The sequence below is a fragment of the Mesorhizobium onobrychidis genome, assembly GCF_024707545.1.
GTDB lineage: Bacteria > Pseudomonadota > Alphaproteobacteria > Rhizobiales > Rhizobiaceae > Mesorhizobium > Mesorhizobium onobrychidis.
The window spans coordinates 5,994,502-6,008,890 of the sequence record NZ_CP062229.1 but is presented as its reverse complement, the minus strand read 5'-3'; the positions used below and the strand labels follow the sequence as shown (position 1 = coordinate 6,008,890).

The 14,389-nt window shown below is 63.1% G+C and carries 16 protein-coding genes; 14 read left to right on the top strand and 2 right to left on the bottom strand.

The genetic code is table 11. The annotated features are described in order from the left end of the window. Positions 1-52: 52 nt before the first annotated feature. The 4 genes from IHQ72_RS29675 to IHQ72_RS29660 all read left to right on the top strand — a co-directional run bounded on the left by IHQ72_RS29675 (position 53) and on the right by IHQ72_RS29660 (position 3,236). Positions 53-526 carry an RT0821/Lpp0805 family surface protein gene (locus IHQ72_RS29675; RefSeq protein WP_258119067.1) on the top strand — a complete coding sequence of 158 codons (474 nt, stop codon included), beginning with the start codon at positions 53-55 and terminating at the stop codon, positions 524-526. Between the two features lie 99 nt (positions 527-625). Continuing rightward, on the top strand, positions 626-1,546 hold the full coding sequence (locus tag IHQ72_RS29670; protein ID WP_258119066.1) for a DnaJ C-terminal domain-containing protein: 921 nt from the start codon (positions 626-628) through the stop codon (positions 1,544-1,546). A 229-nt stretch (positions 1,547-1,775) separates the two neighbouring features. Continuing rightward, complete coding sequence (gene fabI, locus IHQ72_RS29665) at positions 1,776-2,594, top strand: enoyl-ACP reductase FabI (RefSeq protein WP_258119065.1); 819 nt, start codon at positions 1,776-1,778, stop codon at positions 2,592-2,594. A gap of 54 nt (positions 2,595-2,648) precedes the next feature. After that, positions 2,649-3,236 carry a histidine phosphatase family protein gene (locus tag IHQ72_RS29660; RefSeq protein WP_258119064.1) on the top strand — a complete coding sequence of 196 codons (588 nt, stop codon included), beginning with the start codon at positions 2,649-2,651 and terminating at the stop codon, positions 3,234-3,236. A gap of 452 nt (positions 3,237-3,688) precedes the next feature. Here IHQ72_RS29660 and gcvA read toward each other — a convergent pair whose 3' ends face one another. After that, positions 3,689-4,615 (bottom strand): transcriptional regulator GcvA, encoded by a 927-nt coding sequence (gene gcvA, locus IHQ72_RS29655; protein ID WP_258119063.1) that lies wholly within the window; start codon positions 4,613-4,615, stop codon positions 3,689-3,691. 143 nt (positions 4,616-4,758) lie between these two features. Between gcvA and IHQ72_RS29650 the strand changes: the two genes are divergently transcribed. Genes IHQ72_RS29650 through IHQ72_RS29640 form a run of 3 tightly spaced genes read left to right on the top strand, consistent with a single transcriptional unit; the run spans position 4,759 to position 5,790 of the window. Then, positions 4,759-5,016 carry a hypothetical protein gene (locus tag IHQ72_RS29650; RefSeq protein WP_258119062.1) on the top strand — a complete coding sequence of 86 codons (258 nt, stop codon included), beginning with the start codon at positions 4,759-4,761 and terminating at the stop codon, positions 5,014-5,016. A 25-nt stretch (positions 5,017-5,041) separates the two neighbouring features. After that, positions 5,042-5,494 carry a VOC family protein gene (locus tag IHQ72_RS29645; RefSeq protein ID WP_258119060.1) on the top strand — a complete coding sequence of 151 codons (453 nt, stop codon included), beginning with the start codon at positions 5,042-5,044 and terminating at the stop codon, positions 5,492-5,494. Positions 5,495-5,529: 35 nt separating this feature from the next. Beyond that, positions 5,530-5,790, top strand: a complete 261-nt coding sequence (locus IHQ72_RS29640; protein ID WP_258119057.1) for an aldo/keto reductase — start codon at positions 5,530-5,532, stop codon at positions 5,788-5,790. Here IHQ72_RS29640 and IHQ72_RS29635 read toward each other — a convergent pair. After that, entirely contained in the window at positions 5,779-6,042 is a 264-nt protein-coding gene (locus IHQ72_RS29635; RefSeq protein ID WP_258123978.1) for a DUF1344 domain-containing protein, read from the bottom strand. The two genes, IHQ72_RS29640 and IHQ72_RS29635, sit on opposite strands and share 12 nt — an antisense overlap. Positions 6,043-6,320: 278 nt before the next feature. On the opposite strand from IHQ72_RS29635, the gene aroC reads away from it, so the two are divergent. The 7 genes from aroC (at position 6,321) to IHQ72_RS29600 (ending at position 14,342) form a co-directional block, all read left to right on the top strand. Then, positions 6,321-7,430: a chorismate synthase gene (gene aroC, locus IHQ72_RS29630; protein WP_258119056.1), complete on the top strand. Its 1,110-nt coding sequence runs from the start codon at positions 6,321-6,323 to the stop codon at positions 7,428-7,430. Between the two features lie 96 nt (positions 7,431-7,526). Next, positions 7,527-8,627, top strand: a complete 1,101-nt coding sequence (ribB, locus tag IHQ72_RS29625; protein ID WP_258119055.1) for a 3,4-dihydroxy-2-butanone-4-phosphate synthase — start codon at positions 7,527-7,529, stop codon at positions 8,625-8,627. Between the two features lie 517 nt (positions 8,628-9,144). Next, the gene (gene paoA / locus IHQ72_RS29620) at positions 9,145-9,792 is read left to right on the top strand and encodes an aldehyde dehydrogenase iron-sulfur subunit PaoA (protein ID WP_258123977.1); all 648 of its coding nucleotides are present in this window, start codon (positions 9,145-9,147) and stop codon (positions 9,790-9,792) included. Then, a complete protein-coding gene (locus IHQ72_RS29615; RefSeq protein WP_258119053.1) occupies positions 9,789-10,739 on the top strand; it encodes an FAD binding domain-containing protein in 951 nt (316 codons plus the stop codon). The genes paoA and IHQ72_RS29615 overlap by 4 nt, the downstream gene beginning before the upstream one ends. Positions 10,740-10,742: 3 nt before the next feature. Beyond that, positions 10,743-12,935 carry an aldehyde oxidoreductase molybdenum-binding subunit PaoC gene (paoC, locus tag IHQ72_RS29610; protein WP_258119051.1) on the top strand — a complete coding sequence of 731 codons (2,193 nt, stop codon included), beginning with the start codon at positions 10,743-10,745 and terminating at the stop codon, positions 12,933-12,935. A 179-nt stretch (positions 12,936-13,114) separates the two neighbouring features. Then, positions 13,115-13,963, top strand: a complete 849-nt coding sequence (locus IHQ72_RS29605; protein WP_258119049.1) for a carboxymuconolactone decarboxylase family protein — start codon at positions 13,115-13,117, stop codon at positions 13,961-13,963. Further along, a complete protein-coding gene (locus IHQ72_RS29600) occupies positions 13,920-14,342 on the top strand; it encodes a (R)-mandelonitrile lyase (protein ID WP_258119047.1) in 423 nt (140 codons plus the stop codon). Before IHQ72_RS29605 ends, IHQ72_RS29600 begins: the two co-directional genes overlap by 44 nt. The last annotated feature ends 47 nt before the right edge of the window (positions 14,343-14,389 follow it).

Sequence of the window (14,389 nt, the reverse complement as noted above, 5' to 3'; positions counted from 1 at the left end):
AGTTTCGCTCATAGTTTTTCCAAATTCTATTGCCGGCCGGGGAGATTGCCGATTGTCGCGCATCGCGCAACCTTTTGACAGCAGGCAATGGAGCCTTATTGCTTCGGCCAGCGCCCAGGCTGCGGTCAAGATCGCGATCGTGCTGGTCGCCTTGCCGCTTGCCGCCTGCGGTGCCGGCGGCTTCAGTTTGGAGCAGGCGGAGGTCGACCGCACGATCCTGACCAGCAGCACGCCTGCTGCTGCCTTGCCGATCGATCAGGATCGCGCCTCGGACCAGGCGACGATCCGCAACGCGGTGTCTTCCGCCGATATCCAGGAACTTGGCGGGCAGGCCGTTCCCTGGGCGAATTCCGATACCGGTTCGCGGGGCTCGATCATCGAACTGGCGGAGTCTAGGGACAACGGTCAGCTTTGCCGCCGCTTCACCGCGTCGCGCGAAAGCTTCGACGGCGTCGCCCTGTTCAAGGGCGAGGTGTGCCTGGCCGGCGCCGGCGCGTGGCGGATGCAGGACTTCAAAGCGCTCTGATTTTCCGCCATCATGTGACCGCGCGCCACTGGAATTTCTTCCTATGCGAGCGCATATAGGTGGCAATCGTGGACTCACTCCTTCTCCAGGGCAGGAAGCATGCGCGACCCCTATGAGGTGCTGGGCGTTGCTAAGAACGCATCGGCCAAGGATATAAAATCGGCGTACCGCAAACTCGCCAAGGAGTATCATCCGGACCAGAATCCGGATCCCAAGGCGAAGGAGCGGTTTGCCGCAGCCAACCAGGCTTACGAGATCGTCGGCGACGAGAAGAACCGTGCGGCTTTCGATCGCGGCGAGATTGACGCCGAGGGCAAGCCGCGCTTTCAAGGCTTCGAGGGTGCCGCCGGCGGCGCCGATCCGTTCGCCGGTTTTCGCCGGCAGCAAGGGCCGGGCGGCTCACGTTTCGAGTTTCGCTCAAGCCGTCCGAGCGGCGATCCGTTCGACGGCAGCAGCGACATCTTCAGCCAGATTTTCGGCGAGACCTTCTCTCGCGGTGCCGGCATGGGCGCCGGCCGGCAGGCGCCGTCCGGTGCCGACCTGAACGTGACGCTCGACATCACCATCGAGGAAGCGGCGACCGCGGAGAAGGTGACGGCGATGTTCCCCGACGGGCGCAAGGTCGCCGTCAAGCTGCCAGCCTATGTCGAGGACGGCCAGACGATCCGGCTGAAAGGCCAGGGCGAGCAAGGGCCGGGGCAGCCGGGCGACGCGCTGGTCAAAATCCGCTTCCGGCGGCATCCGCGCTATCGTGTCGAAGGCCGCGACCTCCATGCCGACCTACCGGTTGCACTGGCGGATGCGGTGCTGGGTGCCAAGGTGGCGGTCGAAACGCCGACCGGCAGGCTTGCGGTCAATGTTCCCGCTTGGTCGAGCTCGGACAAGGTCCTGCGGCTGAAGGGCAGGGGCCTGCCGGAAAAAGTTGGCGGTCACGGCGATCTCTACGCGCATGTGCGGTTGATGCTGCCAGAAGGTGGCGACAGCGATCTCGAAGCGCTGATGCGCAACCGAAAACGCTAGCGCATGACCCCAATCGAAGGTCAGCGCAGCAAAAATCGGAATCGATTTTCGCTGGGGATCATGCGCAAGATTAGGTGTGTTACAGTGTCGTTTGCGCGTCCAAAAGGGCGCGCGGCGCTGTGGAGCGATGCTTTTGTCCCCTGAACTGTCCGTGTTGAGCGCTTGAAGGGGCTCTGTGCCTGTGCGATAGCCACTCCACAAAGCAGAAGATCTTGCGGAGAGCGCTCACATGGCGGGTGGACAAGGCATTATGGCCGGCAAGCGCGGGCTTGTCCTTGGCGTCGCGAACAATCGGTCGATCGCCTATGGCATAGCCAAGGCCTGCGTCGACCACGGCGCCGAGATTGCGCTGACCTACCAGGGTGAGGCGTTCAAAAAACGCGTCGAGCCGCTGGCGGCGGAACTCAACGCCCATGTCGCCGGCCATTGCGATGTGACCGATCCGGCAACGCTCGATGCGGTTTTCGACGACATCGCCAGGCATTGGGGCAAGCTCGATTTCCTCGTCCACGCCATCGCCTTTTCCGACAAGGACGAACTGACAGGCCGCTATGTCGAGACGACGCGCGACAATTTCCTCCGCACCATGGACATCTCGGTGTTTTCCTTCACCACCATCGCCAAGCGCGCCGAGGCGCTGATGACCGATGGCGGTTCGCTGCTGACGCTGACCTATTACGGTGCGGAAAAAGTGATGCCGCATTACAACGTCATGGGTGTCGCCAAGGCGGCGCTCGAAGCCAGCGTGCGCTATCTGGCCGTCGACCTCGGCGCCAAGAAAATTCGCGTCAACGCCATCTCCGCCGGCCCGATCAAGACGCTGGCCGCCTCCGGCATCGGCGATTTTCGCTACATATTGAAGTGGAACGAATACAATTCACCGCTGAAGCAGACGGTAACGCAAGAGGAAGTCGGCGATTCAGCCGTCTATTTCCTGTCCAGCCTTTCACGTGGCGTCACCGGCGAGATCCACCATGTCGATTCCGGTTACCATGTCGTCGGCATGAAGGCGGTCGACGCGCCTGATATTTCGACCGTCAAGGAATAACCCCTCGAACTCTCCCGCCTCCAGCCTGCTCTCGACCGCTCTCCGGATGACCTGATGTATCCGCTCGTCTACATCGCGCGCCACGGCCAGACGGTGTGGAACGCCGAGTCCCGGCTGCAAGGACAGGCCGACACCGATCTCAATCCGCTTGGCTGCGAGCAGGCGACCCGCAACGGCTATCGACTTGCCGAATTGATTCAAAACCCCGAGGATTTCGACTTTGTCGCCAGTCCGATGCGGCGGACGCGCCAGACCATGGAGCGCATTCGCGCTGCAATGAGGCTCGATCCGCGGGCCTACCGCACCGATCCCCGCCTTGTCGAAATGAGTTTCGGCGACTGGCAGGGGTTCACCTTTCCCGAACTCAAGGCCCGGCATCTGGGCTCGGCCAGGGAGAGGCGCCTCGACAAATGGAATTTCCTGCCGCCCGGCGAGGGCGCTGAAAGCTATCAAATGCTGCTCGAACGGGTAAAGCCGTGGTTCGACGCGCTGGACCGCCAGACGGTCTGCGTGACCCATGGCGGCGTCGTGCGCGCCCTGTTTCGCATGGTGCTGGAAATGCCGGAGGCAGAAGCCGCAAACCTGGATGTGCCGCAGGATCGCTTGCTCAGGCTGGAAGGCCGACGCCTGGAGTGGCTCTAAAGCGCGTCGCGTTTGACCGGCCTCACGCGACGCGCTTTAGGTTGTTGTTTTTATGCATGTCGTTATCGCAAAACCGCTGCACACTTTTGCGCGACATGCATTAAGGCGAGCGGGCTGACCCCTGCCAAGGCGAGACTGGCTCGCCGGGTCTCATCGGGCGCAGAGAAGGCCGTCGCGGATGAGTTGGGTGTCACTTACGAAACCGCCAGGAATCAGCTGAAAGCCGTCTTCGCCAAAACCGAGACCCATCGCCAGCCGGAGCTGGTCGCGTTGCTCGCGAGAATAGCCAGCACCGCCCAAACTGAATGACCGCAAGTCGCACTGCTAAAGCTTTAGCGTGGTGGGTACACGGGCCTGTGCAAGGCCAAGGTCATGTTGAACGCTGCGATTCCGACGTCAAACCACTTGCCGGGCAGTGCGAAAATTCAACGGCGCTCGGTTGCGCCGTCGCTTCAAGCTTGGCGCGCCCGCGGGGTCTGTTGCGCGTCCTTCTGGCTGGCCGCCATTTCGCTAAACAGCCAATCGCGGAACGCCTTGACCTTCCTCTGCCGCAGTGCCCCATCCGGATAGACGACGTAGTATTTCCACCTCGACTCCAGCGCTAGATCAAAGGGGCGCACCAGTCGCCCGGCTGCCAGATCGGCAGAGACGAGCGCGCTCCTGCCCAGCAGCACACCTTCGCCCTGCACAGCCGCCTCGACAGCATAGGCGGCGGAGTCGAACCTCACGCCACCATTGGGATCGATATCGTCGAGGCCGGCGCGCTGCAGCCACATAGCCCAGTCGATGCGGAAATCATGGTGGATAAGCCTGTGGTGTCTAAGGTCGCTGGGCTGGCGCAGCGGATGTTCTCCCTGCAGCAACTCCGGATTGCAGACAGGAGAGACGTCCTCCTCGGTCAGGAACTCCGACACCACCCCTTCATAGCCACCCGCGCCGTAGCGTATCGCGATGTCGACTCCGTCCCTGATGAAATCCGCGTGCACGCCCGACGTGGAGAGGCGCACATCGATGTCGCGGTTCTCGCGGTGGAAACGATGGAGCCGCGGCACAAGCCACCGGCCGGCAAAGCCGTCCGACGTGCTGACGTTGAGGACACCTGCCGATCTTGACGCCGTGGCGACGATCGTCGCGGCCCCGATCCGGTCCAGGGCTGCGCCGACTTCCGCTGCATAGGCGGCGCCTGCTGGTGTGAGGCGCACGAAGCGCGTTCCTCGTTCGAAGAGCCGAACGCCGAGTCTTTCCTCCAGGTTGCGGACGGCGCGACTGATCGCTCCATGCGTCAGGTTCAACTCGGCCGCCGCTTTCGTGAAGCTCAGGTGACGAGCCGCCGCGTCGAAGGCCGGGAGAGCCGTCAAAGGAGGAAGTCTGCGCGGCATCGCATACCTGTGAGTGATAGTCACATATTCTGCACAAATATTCGGTTGTCGTCCAGCGAGGAGCAGCGCAACCTTGCAGCAACAAAGCGCCTCTTTCCAACCCTTCGTCGATAACGACGCAAAACCTGAACGGGGAGATAACTGTGAGCAACATTCACGCTTATCTGGATGCCTTCGATCGACTGGAACCGGCATCTGCACGCCTGCCCATAGCGGCAATCGAATCCCTGCGCATCGCGGTCACCGGACAAGCCGCCCGCCTGTTCGCCGGGTTGCAGCACCGCCGGACGATGCAGCGCATTGCGAGCTTCTCGGATCATCGCCTCCAGGACATGGGGTTCGAGCGCGACTGGGACGGGTCAATCATCCGCAGGCAGCGACAGTCACGGCGGCGCCGATAATTTCCGAGTACTGAAGGAGAATGACATGAAGATCTATCCCCATCTCTGGTTCGAATCCCAGGCCGAAGAGGCCATGGAATTTTACATGTCCGTGTTTAAGGACTCGAAGGTCCTGGGAAGCACCGATCTTCCCGATCCCGAGCTGTCGGTTGTCCGTTTCGAGCTGTCGGGCCTGCCGGTAGCCGCCCTCAATGCTCACTCGCACGCGCCGTACAACGAGGCGTTCTCCTTCCTTGTGGAGACCGAGGACCAGGCGGAGACCGACTACTATTGGGATGCGCTGAGGGCCGGGGGCGGTGAGGAGAAGCCCTGCGGATGGCTGACGGACAAGTTCGGGGTCTATTGGCAGGTCACGCCCAAGGCATTGCTGCAAATGCTGGCAGACCCCGACAGGGACAAAGCCGGGCGGGTTCTTCAGGTGATGTACAAGATGAAGAAGATCATCATCGCGGACCTCGAGCGTGCCTACCGGGGCTGACGACCAACGCCACCTCGGCCGCCACCTGGGAGGGAGTGACCGGCATCCTGGTTCGCGAGCTCGCGTCGCGCGACGAGATCGTGCTGGCTAATGCCATCCTGATCGCAATCAACAACTTGCTGCGCCGGCTCAGCACCGATCATGTCGATCTTTATCAGATTCATCGCTGGGACCGGATACGCCCGTCGAGATGGAGGCCCTACGCGGCGAAGGCCGGCGACGCTCGCTATCTCGGCGCTTCTTCGATGTCCGCATGGCACTTTGCCAAGTCAGCCGAAAAGGCTCTATTCGGCTGAACCGCTGTCCGGTAATTGCATGTCGGTGATGACGTTCTCGCCGTTTGTCTCGTCGTAGGCGATCACGATATCCATGCCGGGTTTCAGCGCATCAAGATCGGTTTCGGCATTCAGCTTGTAGGATTTGCCGTCGTCGAGTGTCAGCGTCAACGTGTCCTTGTCGACCTCTTTGATCAAGCCTTCGGTTTGGCCGGCGAAGGCGGCGGTGGAAAACAGCAATGTGGCGGCAACGGCGCCGATCAGAATACGCATCATCGTCCTCTTATCATTGCGCCGGCACGGTGGCGGCGGGTGTTCAACAGACGGATAGAGGGAAGCAGAAACCAACCGAATGTGTCAAAACTAAATCCGCCGGATCACAGTTTGACCACTGCCGAAAACGCCAATAGAACGCAGACTGCAGCGCCGCGCGTCCCTGTTGGACGGGCGCAGGACGCTGTAGCACTTTGATTTTGCGCATGACCCGAAAATCGCTGCGATTTTCGGGGTCTTGCGCTAAGCCGGCTCCGATGCCGGCAGGGCTGGTTTTCATGTCTCACAATACGTTTGGCCACCTTTTCCGCGTCACCACCTGGGGCGAAAGCCATGGCCCAGCGCTCGGCTGCGTGGTCGACGGCTGTCCGCCCGGCATCCGCTTCACGCGCGCTGAGATCCAGGCCGACCTCGACAAGCGCCGCCCGGGTCAATCGCGTTTTGTGACGCAGCGTCGCGAACCCGACGAGGTCAAGATCCTGTCCGGCTTCATCCTGGATGAGGACGGCGAGACCATGATCACCACCGGCACGCCGGTGTCGATGCTGATCGAGAATGTCGACCAGCGCTCCAAGGACTATGGCGAGATCGCCCGCCAGTACCGGCCTGGTCATGCCGATTACACCTACGATGCCAAATACGGCCTGCGCGATTATCGCGGTGGCGGCCGGTCTTCGGCCCGTGAGACGGCGGCGCGAGTGGCGGCCGGCGCCTTGGCCCGCAAGGTCGTGCCCGGCATGGTCGTGCGCGGTGCGCTGGTGTCGATGGGGGAGAAATCGATCGACCGCGCCAACTGGAACTGGAATTTCGTTGGCGATGCCGAAAATCCGTTCTTCACGCCCGACCCGGCATCGGTCGCTGTCTTCACCGTGTATCTTGACGGCATCCGCAAGGCGGGTTCCTCGGTCGGCGCGGTGATCGAGATCGTCGCCGACGGCGTTCCGGCAGGCCTCGGCGCGCCGATCTACGCCAAACTCGACCAGGACATTGCCTCGGGCCTGATGTCGATCAATGCCGTAAAGGGTGTCGAGATCGGTAACGGCTTCGAGGCCGCCCACATCACCGGCGAAGAGAATGCCGACGAGATGCGCATGGGCAATGACGGCAGGCCGGTCTTCCTCTCCAATAATGCGGGCGGCATCCTCGGCGGCATCTCGACCGGCCAGGCGATTGTCGCGCGCTTTGCCGTCAAGCCGACCTCGTCGATCCTGACCCCGCGAAAGTCGATCGACAAGGACGGCAACGACGTCGAGATCATGACCAAGGGCCGGCACGACCCGTGCGTCGGCATCCGCGCCGTGCCGATCGGTGAGGCGATGGTTGCCTGCGCGATCGCCGATCACTATCTGCGTCATCGGGGACAGACAGGAAGGGCAGTAGGGCAGTAGGGCAGTATGTACGCCGCCCGCCGAGACAGCAAATTTTTTCCTTTTCCCTACTGCCTTACTGCCCTATTCCCCTACTCCCCTAGCTAGCGAGCGTCCATGCCCTACGACCAGAAGAAGATCGTCGAAGCCCTGCGCGCCTTCGAACGCGGCGAAATCGTCGTCGTCATGGACGATGACGGGCGCGAGAACGAGGGCGATCTGATCGTCGCCGCCGTCCATTGCACGCCGGAAAAGATGGCGTTCATCGTCCGCAACACCTCCGGCATCGTCTGCACGCCGATGCCGCGCGAGGAAGCCAAGCGCCTGAATCTTTCGCCGATGGTCGCCGACAATGACTCGGCCCACACCACCGCCTTCACCGTCAGCGTCGATTTCAAGCACGGCACGACGACGGGCATTTCGGCCGACGACCGCACATTGACCGTGCGCAATCTTGCCAACGGCAACGTCGGCGCGTCCGATTTCGTCCGCCCCGGCCACATCTTTCCGCTGATTGCGCGCGAAGGCGGCGTGCTGATGCGTTCGGGCCATACCGAAGCAGCAGTCGATTTGTGCAAGCTTGCCGGCCTGCCGCCGGTCGGTGTTATTTCCGAGCTGGTCAATGATGATGGCACCGTGATGCGCGGCCCCCAGGTGCAGGCCTTCGCCGAAAAGAACGGTTTGAAGCAGATTTCGGTCGCCGACCTCATCGCCTATCGCCAGCGCAAGGAAACGCTGGTCGAGCGAGTCGCCTGTTCTGACATCGACACGCCTGGCGGCAAGGCGCAGGTCTTCACCTACACGCTGCCCTGGGATTCTATGCACCATGTGGCGATCGTCTTCGGCGACATCCGCGACGGCGAGGAGGTGCCGGTGCGGCTGCATTCCGAGGACGTTGTGACGGACGTCTTCGGTACCAGCCACAGGCTGGACGGCATTATGAAATCGATGGGCGAGCGCCGGCGAGGCGTCATCGTCTATCTGCGCGAAGGCTCCGTCGGCGTCGCCCATCAGGAGCGCAACCGGCCAGCTGCCGGTGACCGCGAGGACCATGAAGAGGCGCGCCGCCGCGAAAGCGAATGGCGCGAGATCGGCCTTGGCGCGCAAATCTTGAAGGATCTGGGCATTTCCTCGATCAACCTGATCGCCTCGCGCGAACGCCACTATGTCGGCCTCGAAGGTTTCGGCATCCACATCGCCAACACCGAAATTCTCTAAAGGCGGCGCGTCGCAGTCCCCCTGTTGGCCGGAGAAACTGCTTGCCGGCCTCAGCGCCGATATCGCGGTGCCTGCCGGCTACAGTCGGAGGGCGGCTGGGTAGTAGAGGTGATAGCGTAGTCCTAGACGCGCATCGAGCCGCGCTCCTCGGCAACTGCCAGACTCAGTTCGGCAAGCTCCTCAATTCATGAAGTTCCGATTTGCGTAATTGGCTGGATGCAGTGAGCGGCGCAGCCGATTTCGGCAGGCCCGCGGATACCCGCATCTTTCTGATGGTCACGTCTGCCTGACTGCCACGTTCGCCTATTAATGATGAGTCGCGCGCCAGCATTCATGACGCTCATGCATAAGAGCATGCGGAATTGAGCCTCTAATCGCGAGCGCTGCTCAAACTATCTTTTCCACTTGGGACACCTCTGTCCCGATCGCGACGGCCGACAGGACGTTGCCGAAAATCTGCACGCCTTCAGCGGCCATTGATGTGCTCGCTCTTACAGAGAAGAGGATCAAAAGCGATATGACGACCTCCGCAGACTTTAGTATCACCAGACGGGATTTGTTGATGGCAGGAGCCGCTTCCGCAGCAATGACGGCGGCGCCATCCGTGGCGAACGCTCAAGCTCGCGACGTGCGTTCTGCCGTCGGCGAGCCTGCCATGTCGAAAGTAGCCATCACTGTGAACGGCCAGGCCCGCGAACTGGACCTCGACACGCGGACCACGCTGCTCGATGCATTGCGCGAGCACCTGCATCTCACCGGCACCAAGAAGGGCTGCGATCACGGCCAGTGCGGCGCTTGCACGGTGATGGTCGACGGCCAACGAATCAATTCATGCCTGACGCTCGCTGTGATGCACGAAGGCGACACCATCACCACCATCGAAGGGCTCGGCGCGCCGGAGAACCTGCACGCGATGCAGGCCGCCTTCGTCAAGCATGACGGTTATCAGTGCGGCTATTGCACGCCCGGGCAGATCTGCTCCGCCGTGGCGGTGCTCGCCGAGATAGAGGCCGGCATTCCGAGCCATGTGAGCGAAGACCTGACCGCGGCACCGCAGGCAACTGCCGGCGAGCTGCGCGAGCGGATGAGCGGCAATATCTGCCGTTGCGGTGCGTATTCCAACATAGTCGAGGCGATAACCGAAGTCGCCGGGAGGCCGGCATGAGATCCTTCACCTATGAGCGTGCGAACTCACCCGCCGAAGCTGCCGCTGCAGCGGCGAGCACGCAAGGCGCCAAGTTCATTGCCGGCGGTACCAACCTGCTCGATTTGATGAAGCTCGAAATCGAAACGCCGACGCACCTGATCGATGTGAACGGCCTGGCGCTCGACAAGATCGAAACGACGACCGAGGGTGGGCTGCGCATCGGCGCCCTGGTGCGCAACACCGATCTCGCCGCGGACGAGCGCGTGCGACGCAACTATGGCCTGCTCTCTCGTGCGCTGCTCGCCGGCGCCTCGGGCCAGCTGCGCAATAAAGCGACCACGGCGGGCAACCTGCTGCAGCGCACGCGCTGCCCCTATTTCTACGATACCAACCAGCCATGCAACAAACGCCAGCCCGGCAGCGGATGCGCGGCGATTGGCGGGTTCAGCCGTCAGCATGCCGTGATCGGCGCAAGCGAGGTGTGCATCGCAACCCATCCGAGCGATATGGCTGTGGCGATGCGGGCGCTCGATGCAACAGTGGAGACGGTGCGCCCCGACGGCACGGCGCGGAGTATCCCCATCGCCGAATTCCACCGGCTGCCCGGCGACACGCCGCATGTCGAGAACGTACTCGTACCCGGCGAGCTGATCACCGCGGTCACGCTGCCCAGACCGATGGGCGGAACGCAGATCTATCACAAGGTGCGCGACCGGGCTTCCTATGCCTTCGCACTGGTCTCGGTCGGCGCAATCGTGCAGCGCGACGGCACCGGGCACATCGCTCTCGGCGGCGTGGCGCACAAGCCGTGGCGTGTCGAGGCAGCTGAGATCGAGATGCCGCACGGCGCCAAGGCCGTGACGGTGCACCTGCTCGCCGATGCCAGGCCGACGAATGAGAATGCATTCAAGCTGCCGCTGGTCGAGCGCACGCTCGCCGCGGTTCTGGCGGAAGCAAGGAGCTGACTGATGAGATTCGAAACCCCCGCTACGACCAACCCGATCGACCGGCTCAAGGTCGTCGGCAAGCCTACCGACCGGATCGACGGTCCGCTCAAGACCACAGGCACTGCGCGCTATGCCTATGAGTGGCACGATGTCGTACCCAACCAGGCCTATGGCTATGTGGTCGGCTCGGCCATCGCCAAGGGCCGGATCGCCTCGATCGATCTGACCGATGCCAAGGCCGCGCCAGGCGTGCTGGCCATCGTCACGGCTGATAACGCCGGCAAACTCGGCAAGGGTGACTGGAACACAGCCAAGCTGCTCGGCGGCCCCGACATCCAGCATTATCATCAGGCGGTCGCGCTTGTCGTCGCCGAGACGTTCGAACGGGCGCGCGCCGCGGCGCAGTCGCTCCGCGTCGACTATATTCGGGCCCAGGGCGCGTTCGACCTCGCGAGCGCCAAGGGTTCCGCGGTCGTGCCGGAGGCCACTCCTGCTACCGCGGTCGGCGACTTCGCCGGCGCCTTTGCCAGTGCGCCGGTCCAGCTTGATGCGACCTACGCCACGCCCGATCAAGGGCACGCGATGATGGAGCCGCATGCATCGATCGCCGCCTGGGACGGGGACAAGCTCACGCTTTGGACCTCGAACCAGATGATCGCCTGGAGTACGGGGGACATGGCCAAGACGCTGGGCATCCCCAAGGAGAATATCCGGCTTATCTCGCCGTTCATCGGCGGTGGCTTTGGCGGCAAGCTGTTCGTGCGATCCGATGCGGTGCTTGCAGCCCTTGGCGCACGCGCCGCCCGGCGGCCGGTGAAGGTGGCGCTTGCGCGACCTTTCATGTTCAACAACACCACGCATCGACCGGCAACGATCCAGCGTATCCGCATTGGCGCGACCCCGGACGGCAAGATCACCGCGATCGGTCATGAAAGCTGGTCTGGCGACCTGCCCGGCGGCGGGCCAGAAAATGCGGTTCAGCAGACCAGCTTGCTCTATGCCGGCGCCAACCGCATGACCGCCACGCGGCTTGCTGTGCTCGATCTGCCCGAAGGCAATGCGATGCGTGCGCCGGGCGAAGCGCCGGGCTTGATGGCGCTGGAGATCGCGATGGACGAGATGGCGGAAAAGCTCGATATCGATCCGATCGAGTTCCGTATTCTCAACGACGCCCAGGTCGATCCTTCGAACCCGGGTCGCCGGTTCTCGCAGCGCCAGCTGGTCGAGTGCCTGCGCATCGGCGCCGAACGCTTCGGCTGGAAGACGCGCGACGTCCAGACCGGCCGGGTCCGCGAGGGGCGCTGGCTGATTGGCGTGGGTGTCGCCGCGGGTTTTCGCAACAACCTTCTGGCGACGTCTGCGGCGCGCGTTCGTCTCGACAACAGCGGCATCGTGACGGTCGAGACCGACATGACCGACATCGGCACCGGCAGCTACACGATCATCGCCCAGACGGCGGCGGAGATGATGGGCGTGCCGCTCGACAAGGTGGTGGTGCGGCTTGGCGACTCGAGCTTCCCGGTTTCGGCCGGCTCGGGTGGGCAATGGGGCGCCAACAACTCGACATCAGGCGTTTATGCAGCATGCGTCAAGCTACGCGAGGCGGTGACGCAAAAGCTTGGATTTAACACTGCCGAGGCCGTCTTTGAGGATGGCAATGTCCGCTTGGGCAATCGCAGCGTTTCGCTCGCCGAGGCTGCAGGCGAAGCAGGCCTCGTCGCCGAGGACGCGATCGAATATGGCGACCTCGCCAAACAGTACCAGCAATCGACCTTTGCTGCTCACTTCGTTGAAGTGGGTGTCGACGCTGCAACCGGGGAGATCCGCGTGAGGCGGATGCTCGCGGTTTGCGCGGCCGGTCGTATCCTCAATCCCAAATCGGCGCGCAGCCAAGTCATCGGCGCCATGACCATGGGCGTCGGCGCGGCGCTGATGGAGGAGCTTGCGGTCGACAAGCGTCACGGCTTCTTCGTCAACCATGATCTCGCCGGCTATGAGGTGCCGGTCCATGCCGACATCCCGCACCAGGAGGTGATCTTCCTCGACGAGACCGATCCGATTTCGTCGCCAATGAAGGCCAAGGGCGTCGGCGAGCTCGGCCTCTGCGGGGTCGGCGCAGCCATCGCCAACGCGATCTACAACGCCACCGGCGTGCGCGTGCGCGACTATCCGATCACACTCGGCAAGCTGCTTTCGGGTTTGCCCGAGATATAAGCGTTGCTGTCGCTCGCGGGGAGCAACCATCCTTCCCGCTCCTTACGCCTCGCGCGCGCACTCTTCCTCGCGGGGCCCTTCTTCCGTTGCGCGCCACCAAGCGCCTGGCGACCACGAGCGGGCATTCAAGAGCGCTCGTCTTCGAATGCAAATCTGGATCAGGAATGGAGAATCTCCTCATGAAGAAACTCGCGGCTTCCCTCATGATCTCTTCGCTCGCCGCCTCTGTCGGCGAGGCGCAGGAGCGGCCCGCAGGCCGGATCGCACCGCCGGACGTTTATATCGTGGCGCCTGGACTCGGAGATTATACGGATGACCTGCTGTTCGGCGATGTCTGGCTGCGCGACGAGCTCAAGCCTCGTGATCGCAGCATCGTCACGGTCTCGGCCCTGATTGCGTCGGGTCGGATTGCGCAGGTGGGCGGGCATGTCGGCCGGGCGCTCGACAACGGCGTCACCCCGAGCGAGATCGGCGAGATCATCACCCATCTCGCCTTCTACTCCGGTTGGCCGAATGCCATTTCCGCCGTCAACGCGACAAAGGAGGTCTTCGATAAGCGTGGCATCGAGCCGGCTGCGGCCGAGGCGGGGCAGCCACTGGAACTCGATCCGGCTTCCGAGGCCGCAAGAGCGGCGAGCGTCGCTACGTCGGCCGGCCCGGTCGTTCCGGCGCTCGCGGAATACACAAACCGGGTGCTCTTCGGCCATCTCTGGCGGCGACCGCAACTCTCGGCGCGCGACCGCAGCCTTGTCACCATCGCCGGGCTCATCGCGACCGGCAAAGCCGAGCAACTGCCTTTCCATCTAAGTCGCGGGATGGACAATGGCCTGACACGAACCGAGGTCGCGGAGGTTCCGACGCATCTGGCCTATTATGCCGGCTGGCCCAATGCAATGTCGGCGGTGCCGGTTCTGCGCGCGGTCTTCGAGGGCTCGCGAAGCCGCTGCGCCACGGGAAGCGGAAACCCGCGCCGGCGCGCTTACTGTGCAGAGATACGATGCGGGGGCCGCGGCAACGGGATCACCTGAAAACTTCACCGGCTCCGTGCGGGTCGAGTCGCGGTTTCAAGCCCAGGAGCCGGCGCGGGTCGGCGGGGCGACAGTGAGCTTCGAGCCGGGTGCGCGCACAGCCTGGCATACGCATCCGCTTGGCCAGACGCTGATCGTCACCTCGGGCTGTGGCTGGGTACAAAGCGAAGGCGGGCCGATCGAGGAGGTGAGGCCTGGGGATGTGGTGAATATCCCGCCAAATGTCCGCCACTGGCATGGCGCCTCGAAGGGGGCCTCCATGACCCACGTGGCTGTGGCGGAGTCCCTCAATGGCAGTGCCGTCACCTGGATGGAGCAGGTGACGGACGACCAGTATGCCCGCGGCCCCGAAGCCGCCGATCGCCGTGTCGGCCCTTAGGGGCGTCGCATCAGAGGCGGGCAGCAGTATACGTTTTCGAAAGGAGG

Excerpts from the sequence above, each read along its gene's own strand:
- paoA (WP_258123977.1), top strand. The coding sequence starts at position 9,145 with ATGACGACCTCCGCAGACTTTAGTATCACCAGACGGGATTTGTTGATG.
- IHQ72_RS29635 (WP_258123978.1), bottom strand. The coding sequence starts at position 6,042 with ATGCGTATTCTGATCGGCGCCGTTGCCGCCACATTGCTGTTTTCCACC.
- IHQ72_RS29615 (WP_258119053.1), top strand. The coding sequence starts at position 9,789 with ATGAGATCCTTCACCTATGAGCGTGCGAACTCACCCGCCGAAGCTGCC.
- fabI (WP_258119065.1), top strand. The coding sequence starts at position 1,776 with ATGGCGGGTGGACAAGGCATTATGGCCGGCAAGCGCGGGCTTGTCCTT.
- IHQ72_RS29660 (WP_258119064.1), top strand. The coding sequence starts at position 2,649 with ATGTATCCGCTCGTCTACATCGCGCGCCACGGCCAGACGGTGTGGAAC.
- IHQ72_RS29645 (WP_258119060.1), top strand. The coding sequence starts at position 5,042 with ATGAAGATCTATCCCCATCTCTGGTTCGAATCCCAGGCCGAAGAGGCC.
- aroC (WP_258119056.1), top strand. The coding sequence starts at position 6,321 with ATGTCTCACAATACGTTTGGCCACCTTTTCCGCGTCACCACCTGGGGC.
- IHQ72_RS29670 (WP_258119066.1), top strand. The coding sequence starts at position 626 with ATGCGCGACCCCTATGAGGTGCTGGGCGTTGCTAAGAACGCATCGGCC.
- ribB (WP_258119055.1), top strand. The coding sequence starts at position 7,527 with ATGCCCTACGACCAGAAGAAGATCGTCGAAGCCCTGCGCGCCTTCGAA.
- IHQ72_RS29605 (WP_258119049.1), top strand. The coding sequence starts at position 13,115 with ATGAAGAAACTCGCGGCTTCCCTCATGATCTCTTCGCTCGCCGCCTCT.
- gcvA (WP_258119063.1), bottom strand. The coding sequence starts at position 4,615 with ATGCCGCGCAGACTTCCTCCTTTGACGGCTCTCCCGGCCTTCGACGCG.
- paoC (WP_258119051.1), top strand. The coding sequence starts at position 10,743 with ATGAGATTCGAAACCCCCGCTACGACCAACCCGATCGACCGGCTCAAG.